The organism is Halomonas bluephagenesis (assembly GCF_054790765.1).
Genome location: NZ_CP133631.1, coordinates 975443 through 989725 on the forward strand (window position 1 = coordinate 975443; position 14283 = coordinate 989725).

At 55.3% G+C, this 14283-nt stretch carries 17 protein-coding genes and 1 tRNA gene; 5 read left to right on the plus strand and 13 right to left on the minus strand.

Annotated elements, in window-relative coordinates; translation table 11 throughout:
* Window positions 1-6 precede the first annotated feature (6 nt).
* The 3 genes from REH51_RS04380 to REH51_RS04390 form a co-directional block, all read right to left on the minus strand.
* On the minus strand, window positions 7-1668 hold the full coding sequence (locus REH51_RS04380) for a diguanylate cyclase (RefSeq protein ID WP_009721478.1): 1662 nt from the start codon (window positions 1666-1668) through the stop codon (window positions 7-9).
* Window positions 1661-2050 carry a response regulator gene (locus REH51_RS04385; protein ID WP_009721477.1) on the minus strand — a complete coding sequence of 130 codons (390 nt, stop codon included), beginning with the start codon at window positions 2048-2050 and terminating at the stop codon, window positions 1661-1663. Before REH51_RS04385 ends, REH51_RS04380 begins: the two co-directional genes overlap by 8 nt.
* Before the next feature lie 102 nt (window positions 2051-2152).
* Window positions 2153-3172 carry an IS30 family transposase gene (locus REH51_RS04390; RefSeq protein WP_498936955.1) on the minus strand — a complete coding sequence of 340 codons (1020 nt, stop codon included), beginning with the start codon at window positions 3170-3172 and terminating at the stop codon, window positions 2153-2155.
* Window positions 3173-3313: 141 nt separating this feature from the next.
* Between REH51_RS04390 and REH51_RS04395 the strand changes: the two genes are divergently transcribed.
* The 4 genes from REH51_RS04395 (at window position 3314) to REH51_RS04410 (ending at window position 4613) form a co-directional block, all read left to right on the plus strand.
* Window positions 3314-3583: a type IV secretion system protein gene (locus REH51_RS04395; protein ID WP_009721475.1), complete on the plus strand. Its 270-nt coding sequence runs from the start codon at window positions 3314-3316 to the stop codon at window positions 3581-3583.
* A gap of 60 nt (window positions 3584-3643) precedes the next feature.
* A complete protein-coding gene (locus REH51_RS04400; RefSeq protein WP_498936957.1) occupies window positions 3644-4075 on the plus strand; it encodes a hypothetical protein in 432 nt (143 codons plus the stop codon).
* Window positions 4072-4338, plus strand: coding sequence for a hypothetical protein (locus tag REH51_RS04405; protein ID WP_009721473.1), 267 nt, complete (start codon window positions 4072-4074; stop codon window positions 4336-4338). The genes REH51_RS04400 and REH51_RS04405 overlap by 4 nt, the downstream gene beginning before the upstream one ends.
* An 80-nt stretch (window positions 4339-4418) precedes the next feature.
* On the plus strand, window positions 4419-4613 hold the full coding sequence (locus REH51_RS04410) for a hypothetical protein (RefSeq protein ID WP_009721472.1): 195 nt from the start codon (window positions 4419-4421) through the stop codon (window positions 4611-4613).
* 478 nt (window positions 4614-5091) lie between these two features.
* On the opposite strand, the gene REH51_RS04415 is transcribed toward REH51_RS04410, so the two are convergent.
* The 6 genes from REH51_RS04415 to REH51_RS04440 form a co-directional block, all read right to left on the minus strand.
* Window positions 5092-5523 (minus strand): hypothetical protein, encoded by a 432-nt coding sequence (locus tag REH51_RS04415; RefSeq protein ID WP_234667711.1) that lies wholly within the window; start codon window positions 5521-5523, stop codon window positions 5092-5094.
* 29 nt (window positions 5524-5552) lie between these two features.
* Window positions 5553-5855: a hypothetical protein gene (locus REH51_RS04420; protein ID WP_234667710.1), complete on the minus strand. Its 303-nt coding sequence runs from the start codon at window positions 5853-5855 to the stop codon at window positions 5553-5555.
* Window positions 5842-6693, minus strand: coding sequence for a helicase RepA family protein (locus REH51_RS04425; RefSeq protein ID WP_009721471.1), 852 nt, complete (start codon window positions 6691-6693; stop codon window positions 5842-5844). The genes REH51_RS04420 and REH51_RS04425 overlap by 14 nt, the downstream gene beginning before the upstream one ends.
* A gap of 3 nt (window positions 6694-6696) precedes the next feature.
* On the minus strand, window positions 6697-6930 hold the full coding sequence (locus REH51_RS04430) for a hypothetical protein (protein WP_009721470.1): 234 nt from the start codon (window positions 6928-6930) through the stop codon (window positions 6697-6699).
* A gap of 398 nt (window positions 6931-7328) precedes the next feature.
* Entirely contained in the window at window positions 7329-8402 is a 1074-nt protein-coding gene (locus tag REH51_RS04435; RefSeq protein ID WP_234667708.1) for a tyrosine-type recombinase/integrase, read from the minus strand.
* Window positions 8403-8499: 97 nt separating this feature from the next.
* Window positions 8500-8576 (minus strand) — tRNA-Ile (locus REH51_RS04440).
* 142 nt (window positions 8577-8718) lie between these two features.
* Between REH51_RS04440 and REH51_RS04445 the strand changes: the two genes are divergently transcribed.
* On the plus strand, window positions 8719-9294 hold the full coding sequence (locus tag REH51_RS04445) for a hypothetical protein (RefSeq protein WP_234667706.1): 576 nt from the start codon (window positions 8719-8721) through the stop codon (window positions 9292-9294).
* Window positions 9295-9311: 17 nt separating this feature from the next.
* Here REH51_RS04445 and REH51_RS04450 read toward each other — a convergent pair whose 3' ends face one another.
* The 4 genes from REH51_RS04450 to REH51_RS04465 all read right to left on the minus strand — a co-directional run bounded on the left by REH51_RS04450 (window position 9312) and on the right by REH51_RS04465 (window position 14233).
* Window positions 9312-11165 carry an ABC transporter ATP-binding protein gene (locus REH51_RS04450; RefSeq protein WP_009721466.1) on the minus strand — a complete coding sequence of 618 codons (1854 nt, stop codon included), beginning with the start codon at window positions 11163-11165 and terminating at the stop codon, window positions 9312-9314.
* A gap of 97 nt (window positions 11166-11262) precedes the next feature.
* Window positions 11263-12072 carry an ABC transporter ATP-binding protein gene (locus tag REH51_RS04455; protein WP_009721465.1) on the minus strand — a complete coding sequence of 270 codons (810 nt, stop codon included), beginning with the start codon at window positions 12070-12072 and terminating at the stop codon, window positions 11263-11265.
* A complete protein-coding gene (locus tag REH51_RS04460; protein WP_009721464.1) occupies window positions 12069-13202 on the minus strand; it encodes a FecCD family ABC transporter permease in 1134 nt (377 codons plus the stop codon). The genes REH51_RS04455 and REH51_RS04460 overlap by 4 nt, the downstream gene beginning before the upstream one ends.
* 62 nt (window positions 13203-13264) lie before the next feature.
* Complete coding sequence (locus REH51_RS04465; protein WP_498937705.1) at window positions 13265-14233, minus strand: FecCD family ABC transporter permease; 969 nt, start codon at window positions 14231-14233, stop codon at window positions 13265-13267.
* Window positions 14234-14283: the final 50 nt, after the last annotated feature.

Consider the following 14283-nt stretch of genomic DNA (forward strand, 5'->3'; position numbering starts at 1 on the left):
CCTCGTTCAAGGCGAACTCTGTACTTGCTGATCTGACGCACGCACCACTTGGTTTCGCCCGTCATGCTTGGCGCGGTAAAGTGCTTGATCAGCCTTTTCCAGCAATGCTTCGGCCGTATCTTTCGGAAACTGACGGTTATCTGCCACGCCTGCTGAGAGAGTACAGGTAAACGGTTCGCCATCGCTTGCAAATTTAATGTCCGCAAAATCTTCCCGCAAGCGGTTCACCAGCTTGTAGGCATGGTCGGCATTACAGTCCGGCAACACCAGTGTGAACTCCTCGCCACCGTAGCGGCCCAGCTTGTCAGTGGTCCGAAAATGCTGACGAAGCAGCGTGCCCACGGTGGCGATCACCGTGTCACCCACTGCGTGACCGTAGGTATCGTTGACGGCTTTGAAATGATCGATATCCAACATCGCGACACTGAAGGTTTGCGGGCGCCGCTGGGCTAACTGCCATTGCATCTGCAATGCTTCCTTGATGCTGGCATGCTTCAGCAAACCGGTCAGGCCATCCCGATTGCGGGTTCGTTCCAGTTGGCGCAAGCGCTGGATTCTGGCCGCGCATAATCGGACCAAAAGGTCCATGTCGACGGGTTTTCCCAAAAACGCGTCCCCGCCCCTCAGCAGAGCCTGGTTTCGCAGCTCCGGGTTGGACTCCGCAGACAGGTAGATGATGGGTAAATGTGTCCAGCGATCGGTTTGCGAAAGCAGTGCCGCGAGTTCCGCACCGTTCACATGGGGCAGCCACAGGTCCATCAGAACAAGCTCGGGGTTAAATTCGCTGACAGTTTCGAACAACTGGTCGGTCTTCTCGAGTGCCGCTACCTGCATGCCCGCGTCTTTGAGGATGGACTGAAAGTGGCTGGCAAGTTCCCGATCATCTTCTATGATCAGAACCCGTCCGGGTTCGGAGTCCTCAGTGCGAATAACCTGGGAGATGTGTGAAGCAAGTTTGATCATATCCAAGGGTTTGACAAAATACCCCTGGGCACCCGCACGCAAAGCTTCCAGCTTCGCACTGAAGCTATCCTCAGCACCGGTAAAGAATATCGGGCATTGAAAATCGTCTAGCAGGGATTGCCAGAAGTCTTGGGATTCTGGCCCTTCATGCTGAAGAGCATGGTGGTCAATCAGTAATAAATCTGGCTCTGGGTTGTCGGTTGTTTTAAGGGCGCGGGCATCGTCCAGATGATAAACACGGAAGCCAAAACTTGTCAGTTGAGACAGGGCATAACTGGCAAGCAGATGATCGCGCTCTACCAGCCATAGGCAAGGAGAGTCTGCAGCAATAGCTTGAGGGCTGGTTTCAATCGCTTCTTCGCTCTGCCCATGGCTGTCGGCCGCATGAGCGTCCCTCAGTTCAGACAACCACCTGGCGGGAGTGGCTGCTTCTTCGGAAGATTCTGACAGGTTTTTTGCCACTATTGTTTCAAACTCACGGGCTTTCTCGCCGAGCGAGTGGAAACCAAAGGTTCCGGCAGCCCCCGCCAGCGTGTGCAACGCCGAATGCAATTCACTCAGTGCGTCTTTGCATGAGGGATGCGTTTCCAAGCGGGAAGACAGAATTTCAAGCCGCTTAAATTCGGACTCCAAACGTTCTGCGTAAGCCGCTTTTAACTTTTCAATATGGCTGAGCGAACGACTGGTAAGAGACTGCTTAGCCATCGAACCGCTCCCAAATCGCTCGTATATCATCTGCCAGCGTCATGGGATCGAAAGGTTTTGATATCACCTCTGCAACGCCCATTGTTTTATAACGTTCCAATTCTTCCGGGTGAACTTTGGCCGTCATAAACACGACCAGAGTAGCTTCCGTTATGGCACCCTGTTTTTTGAGCGCGGTCAGAGTCTCCGTGCCATCCATGCCGGGCATCATGACATCCAGCAGAACCAATTGAGGCTCAAATGCCGGGATCTCCCGCAGTGCGACTTCGCCGGACTCACAGGTTTTCAATGTAAAACCACCTACGTCTACCAGAGCGAGGGAGGCAATCTCACGGATGTCTGGGTCGTCCTCGACGTAAGCGACCTTTTGCAATATGCTCATCTTTGCTAATCCTAATTGGTTGTTTTCTGGAAGAAATTCACATGAGGCAGTTTCAATGAATTAGCCCCAGAATCTTGGCGGTCTCAAGTTCCAAGTGCAACACTACTGCAGCGTGCTCGGGCCGGCGACAGCTTTCTTGAGCACCTCGGCGTAGACTTCCAGCGGCGTGCGCCAGTCCAATGTCTTGCGTGGCCGTGTATTGAGTGAGTCGGCGATGTCGTCGAGCTCTTCCTGGCTGTAGACCGACAGATCCGTGCCCTTTGATAAGTACTGTCTCAACAGCCCATTGGTGTTCTCATTGGAACCCCGCTGCCATGGGCTATGCGGGTCGGCAAAGTAGATCGCTGTCACTGTCTTCTGAGTGATCTCGGCATGCTTCAGCATCTCTTTGCCCTGGCCATAGGTCATCGATAGGCGCAGGGAGCGCGGTACCTCATAGAGCTTGTCGCTAAAGCCGACGGCCGCTGCTGTGGCCGTGGTGCCGTCCACTTTCGCCAGGATCACCAGACGCGTGGTTCGCTCTACCAGCGTACCGACGGCAGAGCGGTTGTTGGCACCGATGATGAGGTCTCCCTTCCAGTGGCCAGGCATTAGGCGGTCTTCGATCTCAGGCGGCCGCAGATGGATGCTGACCAAGCCTGGAATCTGTTGTCGTCTATCCTTGCCACGGCTGCGAGGGCGACGTTTACCGTTACCCTGGCGCAAACAGGCAATCAGCTCCTTATTGAGCGAGCCACGCGGTATAAGGTAGAGCGCATTGTAGATGGCTTCGTGCGAGACGTGGCGATCAGTATTATCAGGAAACATACGCTTCAGTGTTCGGGCTATTTGCTCTGGTGACCAGTACTTGCGCAGCAGGTAGACCACCAGTTCGAACAGCTCACCATCGAGATGCAGCTTCGGGCAACGACGAGGCCGACAGCGGGTCAGTCGGGCGCGGTAACCAGCGAGACTGGCGTCATACGCTATGCCAGGCCTGACCGTATGGCGTGTCAGTTCTCGTGAAATGGTGCTGGGTGCGCGTCCTAACTGACGGGCGATAGCACGAATCGAATGGTGACCCTGCATCAGCATGATGGCGGCTCGGGCTTCAGCAGAAAGACGGCGATAACAATGAGTCATGGCAATACATTACCTGATAGGTTAGGTGTTGCACTTGATCATTGAGACCGCCCTTTTCACTTGCAGTATACAACTCTGACGGGGCCTTAGAAGTGTCTAGGCCTAAAGGATAAAAAGACTTTGTGATATCGGATAAACACCATGATCAAGGGCTGGGTCTGGATCGGCGGACAAGCTACCGGTACTAGCTTGAGCCTTAGTGTGCCGGAGATCCTGGAACGGGGATTTACCCTTGGGGGCGATGTTATTTCGGCAGGCAGCGGCTTGAGCCGGATCGCCTACACCATCCTGGCGCTGCCTGTTGTCATCCTGTACACGCTGATTGCTGCTTATGCCTTCTTTGTGCTGGCTGAAATGTACGTGGTCACGGCAGCAGGCATTGTTCTGCTGGGTTTTGGCGGTTCGCAGTGAACGGCGGATTACGCCAAAAAGTACATCACCTACACCATCAGCATCGGAGCCAAGCTCTATGTGATGTTCTTGGTCATCGGCGCGGGTGAGCAATTTATCCACCAGTGGGCTGTGAATCAGGATCATGAGTCGTTTCGGGCTATCCTCGCCATCATTGGGGTGCTGTTGATGATGGCTATTCTGGTGAAGATGATTCCTGACGCGGTTCAGGGAATCATCAACGGGGCTTCTCTCGGCAGTGCAACGCCGTCTGTAAGCGGCATGGCAAGGGCTGCCGGGTCTGTCGCGGTAGGGGCTGGTGTAGGCGCTGCGGGTGGCGCTATGGCCATGCGTGAAGCCTCCAAGCTGGCTGGTGAACAGCTCAGTGGCAGTGGCGCGCTCGCTCCGGCGGTAGCTCTACAGGTGCTGGAAATGGGCCGCTTCCCATGCCGGGCTCTGCCTCGTCGTCGAGCGGTGCCGCTGCGGGCATGGGCCACGCTGGAAAGACTATGAAGAACCTGACAAAGGCGGCAGGTGAAACCTTGGGCGGTAAGATTATGGGTGACTACAACGCCAGTCACGGCTCGTTCGGCGGCTCTATGGCTCAGAAACTCCGGGCTGAACGACTCGGCATGTCGGAAGGCGGTGGCGATTCAGCCCATATGGGTGGCAAGCAGAACAGCGGCCAGACAGGTGCCATGAGCGGTACTATCCAAGCTGCATCACCTTCTGACGGCGGCAGTACGCATAATCAGCCCCCCCCAAGCTACGCATAATCGCCCCCTCTTTGAATCGGCAAGTAGCGAGCATGGCGACTCAGAGCAGCCTTACATGTCACCAGCAAGGAGCATAAACGATGATCAATGAACGCCCGCAAGCCCCTGTTTGGTATCTAATAGCCTGGTTGGGAATAGTGCTGTTGCTGGTTGGCTTCGCTGTCATCGGCTCATGGATAGCCTGGCTGATGTTGCCGGTATGCTATCCCTTCATCATGAAAGCCGTCTTATGGCGGCCAGAGCATCAAGATCGCCGCAGTAACTTTGATGCCTGATCGTGCCCATTGAGGCTATCTGTCGCGTAGGGGCGGTACGCATAATCGGACCCCCTACGCATAATCAGACCCCATCGCTAAACTGACATGTTCCAACCATGTTGGGCGCTACCCGGTGTTTTAACGCCAAAAAGGGGCGGCGATATCAGCTGTGGTGTCGAAACCAGCTGGGTTATCCCATCTATAATAAGAAGAATAATATTCTGATTATTATTATGGTCACTGGCATTCTTTTAATGCCGCCTTGCAACGGCCTCAAGAGCTAGTCCAAGTAGTGTCAGGGTTTGGCACAGGTGCTGGGTGACGGCCTTCTTTTTTGGCGTTCAAACATCGGCCTCCGGCCGATTGATCAAGCCCCTTGTGCTTGATCAGTTAAGGTGTAGCCACCCGCATCCAGCGGGTGGTTACACCGCCTGGATATCCTGATATATCCTGAATATCCTGCTAAAACCGTAAAGAATCGGGCCGGTGTGGCACGCTATCGGGCCGCTGTGACACGCTTTAACCTATCGCTGGCATCTACCTCAATGCCGATTTCTACCAATCTGTCTGAATCCTCCTTAATGCGCCGTCGGAAGTTGCGGAGCGTGGTACTGCTCGCAGCAACACCGCAAACAGCGCGGATCAGTGTGTCCAGAAACCAACCGCCGACTGGGTTGTGTTTGTGGGTAAGCACATGCCGGGCAACTGCCTGGCTGATTCCATGTTGTAGTCTGGCAATCGGTGCAGGCGAGTAGTACAACGACAAGTCCTTTTCCATCAGCATCACCAAAGCAACACCCAACCGGACACGCCACAAGTGTCGTTCGCCGCCTGTGAGCGGGTCGCGGCGGGTCATAGATGATGGGATCACATGGTCAATCAAGCCGCCAATGATACTGTCACTGCTCCGCTCCAGCTCCGGCGTCACGATTTCCACCGTGGCAGCTCGCAGATCGATCAGTAGCTTTTTGATGCGACCATGGCTGACTGGTGGTCTGATAGCATTCGATGCAACTTTGCCGGGTCAACTAGTAGCTCGACGCCTCCGTCAGAGATTTCACGACGCCGTTCGGCAACATACAGCATGGACTCGACGATATCGGCATGACGCTGCCCAAGCCTACCGGTTACACGGCATCGGCCAAAACTCGTATTCATCCACTGTCCTGCACGTTCTTGGGGGCGCTGGCTGGGTTGATAGATCATTACTCGAGCCTGCAATGCGGTACTGGTCGGGGCAACTCGGTTACCAGTCATCATCTCCGCCTTTGCCGATGGACTTCAGCTTTACAGGCGAGGGGCGCTTATGCCGCTCAAGTACAGCAGGTTTGAGGATGCCGCCTTCGTGACGCCTAAACCAACATTCTTGGAAAGGCGCGGCGTAGTTTACTTTGCTTACGCCGAAGCGGACGAAGTACCCACGCTGGCTTCTATCAACCCCCCATTCATCGGCCTCGGCTTGCGTCATGCCAGACAGGTAGGATTGCCACCGGCTATTATCGACAAGTACGGATGACCCTCGGCTCGCGTGCTGTTGGTCGCCGCTCCCCATCATTGCAGCACTCTTGTTGGAGTGGTGCAAAAAAAGGACAGAACAACCAGTGTCAGCAGCTATGGCCTCCATGCGGCCAATAACTTGGGTCATAGGCCCGCTGGCGTTCTCTTCCTCGATGTGGAAGCGGCGCAGGGTATCCAAGACCATCAGGCGACGACCCTCGGCAGCCCGTTTAATCCCATCGAACCAGTCTGGGGTCATGATATTGGGGCACCTGCCGATCAATGGTTCAATCAGCAGTTGTTCAGCCACAGCTTGCCGCTGTTCCGGCTTGAGGTTTGCGCCCAGCGCGTGTAGTGGGTGATAAATAGCAGTTGGTGGATCTTCGGCCGGCAGGTATATCACTTGGCCTGTGGGCAACTCACCCAATCCCAGCAGATCGGTGCCACCGGCAATCTGAGCAGCCAATTGTAGAGCAAGCATGGACTTACCTGTCCCGCCAGGTGATATAAGCGCACCGACAGTGCCCGCTACCATATGGGGTAAAACATAATCAAGCGGCGGCGGCTCATTTTCAAATGCCCACATCAAATCAATCGCCATATCTCACCCCCTATCACCGCAGAGCCGGTCACTGTCCAGCAGCTCGGCAATTTGCGAAGTGCGGAAATAGACACGCCGACCAACTTTCAGCTTTGCCTGGTTAATCTCTGCTGCCCAAGGGTTACTTGTGCGTAGGCTTATGCGCAGACCGTCTGGTGAGCGGTCAAGAACAGTGGCCAGTTGGGGAAGGCTTAGTAGTGGGCCGAAACGGTCGAGAAGGGAATCCTCGATAGTCATTGTGTAATCCTCCGTAATTGATACTTGCCTTACGAAGGTTATGAATATCTAGCTAGCTTGTATACTTACGATATATCGTAAGATATTGAAAAATAAGACTTAACCGCACTATAAGCGCACTGCAACCGCATTCAATCGCACTATAAGCGCACTCTATAAGCTCAGCTCAATTTTGGCGTACTCAATATTCTAAAATATTCTAAATGACAGAGAATTATTCACTCTCATTGCGTGGAAGTTTTGGGGATGCTGCTTGGCGCGGTTTTTATTGCGGGCAGGATGTGTAAAAGGTCCACCGCCAGCAAGCTGGCAGTGTCCGTTTACAAGTAACTTACTCGCCCTTTTGGGCTCGACGATGTTGGTATTCGAGTGGCACAGGCCTTACAAGTCTATTTCAGTCACGCCTTTGAGCGTCGCTGCTCAATAGCATCGAGCTGGTCTACCAGGTCTTCGGCGCGTAGGTGGGTGTAGCGCCGCAGCATTTGCATGGACTTGTGGCCGCTAATTGCTGCCACCTGCTGATCACTTAAACCAGCTTCGACTAATCTGCTCACAGCCTCATGGCGAAGGTCGTGAAAGCGGAAGTCATCCAGACCAGCTTGCTTCTTCGCCTGGTTCCATAGTTTGGTATAAGCATAGGGACCCCGCTTTCCATCCTGGCCAGGCTCACCGAAGAACACTAGATCACAGTCGAGCGGGCGAACTGGGTTATTAAGCGCTTGTTTGAACGCTTCGGTTGCCACTTGAGTCAACGGCACTAGGCGGGCTTCGTTGTTTTTGGTGTCTGTAAGGCGCACCACGCGGCGTTTAACGTCGACCTGATTGCGAGTGAGGGTCAGGATCTCTGAAGAGCGCATACCCGTTTCCAGGGCTACTCTGGCGATCCAGGCTAGCATTGGGTTGCTATGCTGCCGCAGAACAGCAAACAGCCGCTTTTCCTCGTCAGAATTCAGGCGACGGTTACGCCCTTCTCCTGGGCTAGGCTTGCGGATGTTCTGGACGGGATTATAGGTAAGTCCCAGTCCCCATTCCTGTATGGCCACGGTGTAAAGGTGTCCGAGTAAGGCAAGCTCCAGGCGCACGGTATTAGGGCTGATAAGCTGCCCACGCCGTCCTAGTGAGTTGAGTCGTTTATCACGGTAGTTGGCGATCAGCTCTGGGGTCAGCGCTGCAAGGGAGTATTTGCCCAAATGCTCAATAAGCGTCGTCGCTTTTTGGCGTTCACTTTTTTGAGTACTGGGTTTCTTAGTAGGCGTGATATCGGCTAAGTAGCGCTGCAATGCTGCTTCAAGCGTCATGCGCTCTGAGGCACTACGTTGGATATAAACACCGCGCACCATTTCATCTTCAGTGCGGCGTGCCCAATCTTGAGCGTCACGTTTGGTGCGGAAGGTCTTTGCGATGGTTGGCCAACCCGACTTGCGGATGACGGCTTTCCAGGTTGCAGAAGGGGTCTTGACGATAGTGGCCACAAAAAATCTCCAGGGTCTGAAAGATCGGCACTGTACCGAAACTGTACCCTTGGACTAGGGGACTCACCAGAGACAATTGCTAAGTTACTGATTTTAATGGTGGGCCCAGTAGGACTTGAACCTACGACCAAGGGATTATGAGTCCCCTGCTCTAACCAACTGAGCTATAGGCCCGCAAAGCGTGCATATAATAGCGAATGTGTTCGGGCGAGGCTACCCCTTGTAGCGCTATCTTGTGGTGATAGCAGTAATTTTTTAGGGGCACTTATTTAAAAGCGTGAGGTCTGGTAATGAGTTCCTAATGCGGAGACGCGCTGTGAAAGCTTTGATTGCTCTTATCCCGCTATTGTTGGCGGTGCCGGTTCATGCGGATTGGCAGCTAGACCCTGGCCAGTCGCAGGTGCAGGCGTCTATTACTCAGTTAGATGGCGATGCCCCACAAACCCATCACCATCAGGTGAATAATTTGCAGGGCGATATTTCTAACGATGGCACCCTGCGCCTGCCGTTACGCTTGAGTCAAACGGATTTGCTGACTCGCTTTGGTGATTTACCGCCGTGGGTGGGCTTGCTGGCCAATACCACGCTGGTCACACTGGTCGCACAAATGCCGCCGGAGCGATTGGATGGCCTGGATATTGGTGAATCCATGGTGGAAACACTCACCTTTCGGGTACAAACCGACCTGATTAACCAGGAAGAGTCGGTGCCGCTGCGCTTTACCCGTGAAGGGTTAAACGAAGTGCGAGTTACCCACGCTGAACCCATGGCGATGGATGGCCGAGCGCTGATGGCCAACAGCACGGTGCGAACCGTGCTGTCGTTGCTAGGCTATCAAGAGATTGATGAGCATGTACCGATTACCTTAAATGCCCTTCTGGTGAATCGCTAGCACGCTAAAAGACGTGTTCAATGGCTAAGTGTTTCCACATCCCCTGCCTGGGCGGCGCCGGTTTGTACTCGCCACTGGGCAGCATAGTGGCCATCAGCCACCAACAAGCTTGAGTGGTTACCGCGTTCAGCAACGCGTCCTTGCTCAATCACCACGATTTCATCGGCATGCACAATGGTCGAAAGCCGGTGGGCAATCATAATCACTGTACGGCCATGGGCGATGCGTTTTAGTGAACGTTGAATGGCGGCTTCAGTTTCGTTATCCACCGCGCTAGTGGCTTCATCCAGCACCAGAATTGGCGGATCTTTTAGCAGCGCCCTGGCCAGCGAAAGCCGCTGACGTTGGCCACCAGAGAGTAATACCCCTCGCTCGCCAACCGGGGTTTCCAACCCTTGGGGCAGTGTTTCAATAAAACTCCAGGCTTCAGCGGTTTTGGCGGCGTCAATAATCGCGGCCTCCGAGGCATCAGGTTTGCCGTAAGCAATGTTATCGCGAATGCTGCCTTCAAACAGGTACACATCCTGGCTCACCAACCCTATCGCTTGACGCAGCGAGTGCATGCTGACCTCCGTGATCGGCTGACCATCGACCAGTACGCGACCGCTGGCAGGGTCGTAAAAGCGCAGCAGCAATTTGATCAGGGTCGATTTGCCGGAACCGGTAGCACCTACCAGCGCTAGGGTGTTGCCTGCAGGCACGTGGAGATCAACGCCACTCACTCCCACCTGGCTAGAGGCATAGTGGAAGCTCACGGCTTCGAACTGCACCTCGCCTTTCACAGGTGCAGCGAGAGGCGCTGTACTTTCATCTTTAACCGTAATCGGCACTTCCAATAGGTCAAGAATCCGCTTGGTGCTGGCCATCGCGCGCTCGAACAAGTCGATCACTTGGGCAAGGCCAGTGAGCGGCCACAGCAAGCGCTGGGTAAGGAAAACCAGGACGCCGTAAGCGCCTACATTCAGGCTGCCGTTCAGCGCCATCATGCCGCCGACGGTGAAGGTGGCGAGAAAGCCCGCCAAAATCGCCATACGGATGACGGGTATAAACGCAGAGCTGACCTTTATCGCCCGGCGGTTGGCTTCTAAATAGGCTTCGCTGGCATCACGGAGGCGCTCGGCTTCCCGCGCTTCACTGGTAAAGCTTTTGATGGTGGCAATGCCACTTAGGTTGTTGGAAAGGCGGCTGGCAAGATCACCCACCTTTTCACGCACATCGCTGTAAAGCGGCCCGGCTTTGCGTTGGAAGAAGAAGGCGCCCCAGATAATGAGCGGGATCGGCGTGAACGCCAGCAGTGCAATCAGCGGTGACAGCACGAAGAACACGGCGCCTACCGCTATTACCGTCACACCAACTTGAATCAGCGCGTTGGCACCACCGTCCAGGAAGCGCTCCAACTGGTTCACGTCGTCGTTCATGGTGGCGACGAGCTGACCGGAGCTTTTTGATTCAAAAAATGCCATGTCCAATCGCTGGGCGTGCTCGTAGGTGTCTTGGCGCATATCGGCCTGTAGCCGCTGGGCAAGGTTTCGCCAGAGGATTTGGAACAAGTACTCGAACAGCGACTCCCCCGCCCAGATAAAGAACGTCAGCACCGCCAGAATGGTGATTTGTTGGTGGGGCGTTTCAAAACCCAGCCGCGCTACAAAGCTGTTTTCCTGGTTAACCACCACATCAATCGCCACACCGATCAGGATTTCCGGAGCGATATCAAATAGCTTATTAATAATGGAACAGGCGGTGGCCGCAGCAATCCGCCGCCGATATCCTTTGGCATAGCGCAGCAATCGCACGAGTGCTTGAAAGCTTTGGCTGTGAGCCCCCTGACTTCCTGAAGGTTTAGCGTGAGAATCGGGTGGAGAAGAAGCCACATCGGTTCCTTTTAAAGTTATAAAGAGAGTTATATAGAGGGTTGTATGTAGAGAGCTATATACAGAGAACTATATAAAGAGAGCTACTACGTAACCTTTATGCTGGCTGAGCCACGCGGCGCACGTTGGCCAATAAAGGGCTTCCGGTATCCGGGTCAAGCAGCAGCGTGCAATCTACCTGGTAAAGCTCGCGCACCAGCGCGGGTGTCACCACCTCGGCGGGCGCCCCCTTAGCAATAATCTGGCCATCGCGCATGGCAATCAGGTTGTCTGAATAACGGCAGGCACTGGCGAGGTCATGCAATACCATCACTACCGTACGGCCATGGCAAGCCAAGTGGCGCACTAACTCAAACACTTCAATCTGGTGGCCTAAGTCTAGTGCAGAGGTCGGTTCATCTAGTAACAGTAATGGGGTCTGCTGGGCAATGGTCATCGCGATCCAGGCGCGCTGGCGTTGCCCGCCGGAAAGCGCTTCTAACGGCCGGTCGGCGAGCTCTTTCAAACCAGCAGCATCGAGCGCGTACTGCACCACGCGCTGGTCTTCCGCCGACCATTGACGCAGCCAGCCTTGGTGGGGCTGGCGGCCAAAGCGAATTAACTCGGTGACGGTTAGCCCTTCCGGAGCCACCGCTTCTTGAGGCAACAACGCTAGCTGGGTGGCTAACTGGCGCGCGGGCAGACGCTGAATATCCTGACTATCCAGCAGTACTGCTCCGCTGTCAGGTTTGTGCAGGCGAGCCAGACCAGAAAGTAGCGTTGATTTGCCACAGCCGTTAGGGCCAACAATGGCCGTTACCTGCCCACTAGGTAAGCTAACGCCCAGGTCTTCAATCACTCGACGTTGGCCGTAGCTCATACACAACGCATCGGTAGCAAGCGTTGGTGAAAGAGATGTGCTATTCATGGGCGGCTCCGTTGTGGGCGCATTAATATCCATAGCAGCCAGGGGCCGCCAACCACCGCTGTAACAATGCCAACGGGAATTTCAATTGGTGCCAAGAGAGTGCGCCCGGCAAGGTCGGCCAGCAACATTACCAGAGCACCTGCTAATGTGGCGGCCAAAATCGGCACATGTCGAGCACTGGAAAGTGAACGAGCAACCTCTGGACCAATCAGCGCAACCATGCCCACTGGCCCCGCCACAGCAACCGCAAAGGCGGTGAGCACGACGGATAGCATCAGGATTTGCAACCTGCGGGCTTTAACACGAAGCCCGAGACCACTGGCGGTCGCGTCTTTAAAACGCAGTAACGTCAGTGAGCGTGCCAGCGCCAAGGCGGCAACTATCCCTAATGCCAAGCCAATTCCCAGCAGTTGTACTGCCCCGCTGGGGCGTGCATTAAGTGACCCAACCGTCCATGGATAGGCAGCGTTGGCGGTATCAATCGCTACTCGTGCCAACATCAGTTGGGTGACAGCACCAAACACCGCCCCCACGCCAATGCCCGCGACAATAAACCGGTAACCTTGGGTGCCACTGCCAGCCGCAAGGCCAAAGGTCAGCACGGCGGCGGTCGTCGCGCCAGCCAAGGCCATCGCTGGCGGCGCAATAGACACACCCATGCCCACAATAGAGGCCACCGCGAAGGCCGTCGCGCCGTTATCAATACCGATAATACCTGGCGTAGCCAGACGGTTGCGGGCCAGGGTTTGCATCAAAATACCTGAAAGCGCGAACGCCGCCCCGGTAAAGCAAGCAGCGATTAAACGCGGTAAGCGCAGCTCCTGAACCATAAAAGCCGTCATCATATCGCCCTTCCCCAACACCGCAGGAATGACCGCACTGGGCGCCAGCGGTACGCTACCTAAGCTTAGGTAGAGCAGGCACGCTGCCAGCAACGCAATCAACAAACCGATATTGACCGCTAGTGCGCGCTTTTCGAGAAGAAAACTATAGCCCCAACGGGGCAGCGCGATATGCCAGTAGCCTTCCGGCGCTGGCACGCTATTGGCATATTCCGCGGCATGGTTTGAAACAGCATGGCTTCGGGTGGCAACGTCCGTTAAAGACGGATGATTCGCCATTATTTTCATATCAACACATCACCAAGATGACACCGTGACGCCTGGGCGGCATGGTGGTAAAAAACAAGGCGTTATAGCATCGGGAGCCGTTTTGCACGCACCACGGCTATTAATACCGGCGCGCCGCATAGCGCGGTGAGTACACCCAATGGCAGCTCGGAAGGTGCAACGACAACACGCGAGATAATGTCCGCCGTAAGCACAATCAGTGGGCCAATCGGCAGGCAAAACCACAGCGTGCGGCGAATATCCGGCCCGGCAAACGCTCGCGCTACAAACGGCACCACCAGTCCTACAAAGGCAATCGGACCGGCAATCGCAGTTGCCGCGCCAACTAGCAGTGCTACGCAGCCTACGGCTAACCAGCGAATCAGCGTGGGGTGATGCCCCAGGCCACTCGCCGCTCGCTCACCTAGCGCCAGCGCTGCCAGAGGCCCCGCCATAACAACCACCGCGATGGCCGCGACCAATAAGCTCGGCAGCCCCGCCACAAGATCATCCAGTCGTCTTCCGGCAAGGCTGCCTACCACCCAAAAACGGATCTCATCGGCAGCGCGCTGGTCATACAGCAGCATTAATGAGGTGAGCGAGCCTAACAATCCAGAAAATGCCGCTCCCGCCAGCACTAGGCGCACGGGGTCATTTCCCACCCCACGAAAACGCGCCACGCTGAGAACACAGACACAGCCCACCAATGCCCCTAGCTGGGCAACCGAAATGCGTAGCGTGGCAGCGCTGGCCCCTAGTACAAGTGCCAGTGCTACCGCGAAGGCCGCTCCGGCGCTTACTCCCAGCAGACCAGGCTCGGCAAGCGGGTTGCGGGAAATGGCTTGCAGCAGTGCCCCGGCAACACCCAGCGAAATGCCGACGACAATGCCAATTAGGGTGCGCGGGGCGCGTAACTCCCAGACGATAAACTGCGCTTCACTGTCGCTTGCGCTCTGCAGCAGCCCCAGCACTCGCCGTGGCCCCACCTCACCAGCCCCAATCAGCAAACTAACGATGCTCACCGCCACAAGGGCGGTGAGCAGAATAAGCATCCATGTACGGGGAGCATAGCGCCGACTGGCGCTGCCCAATGTGCTAGGTA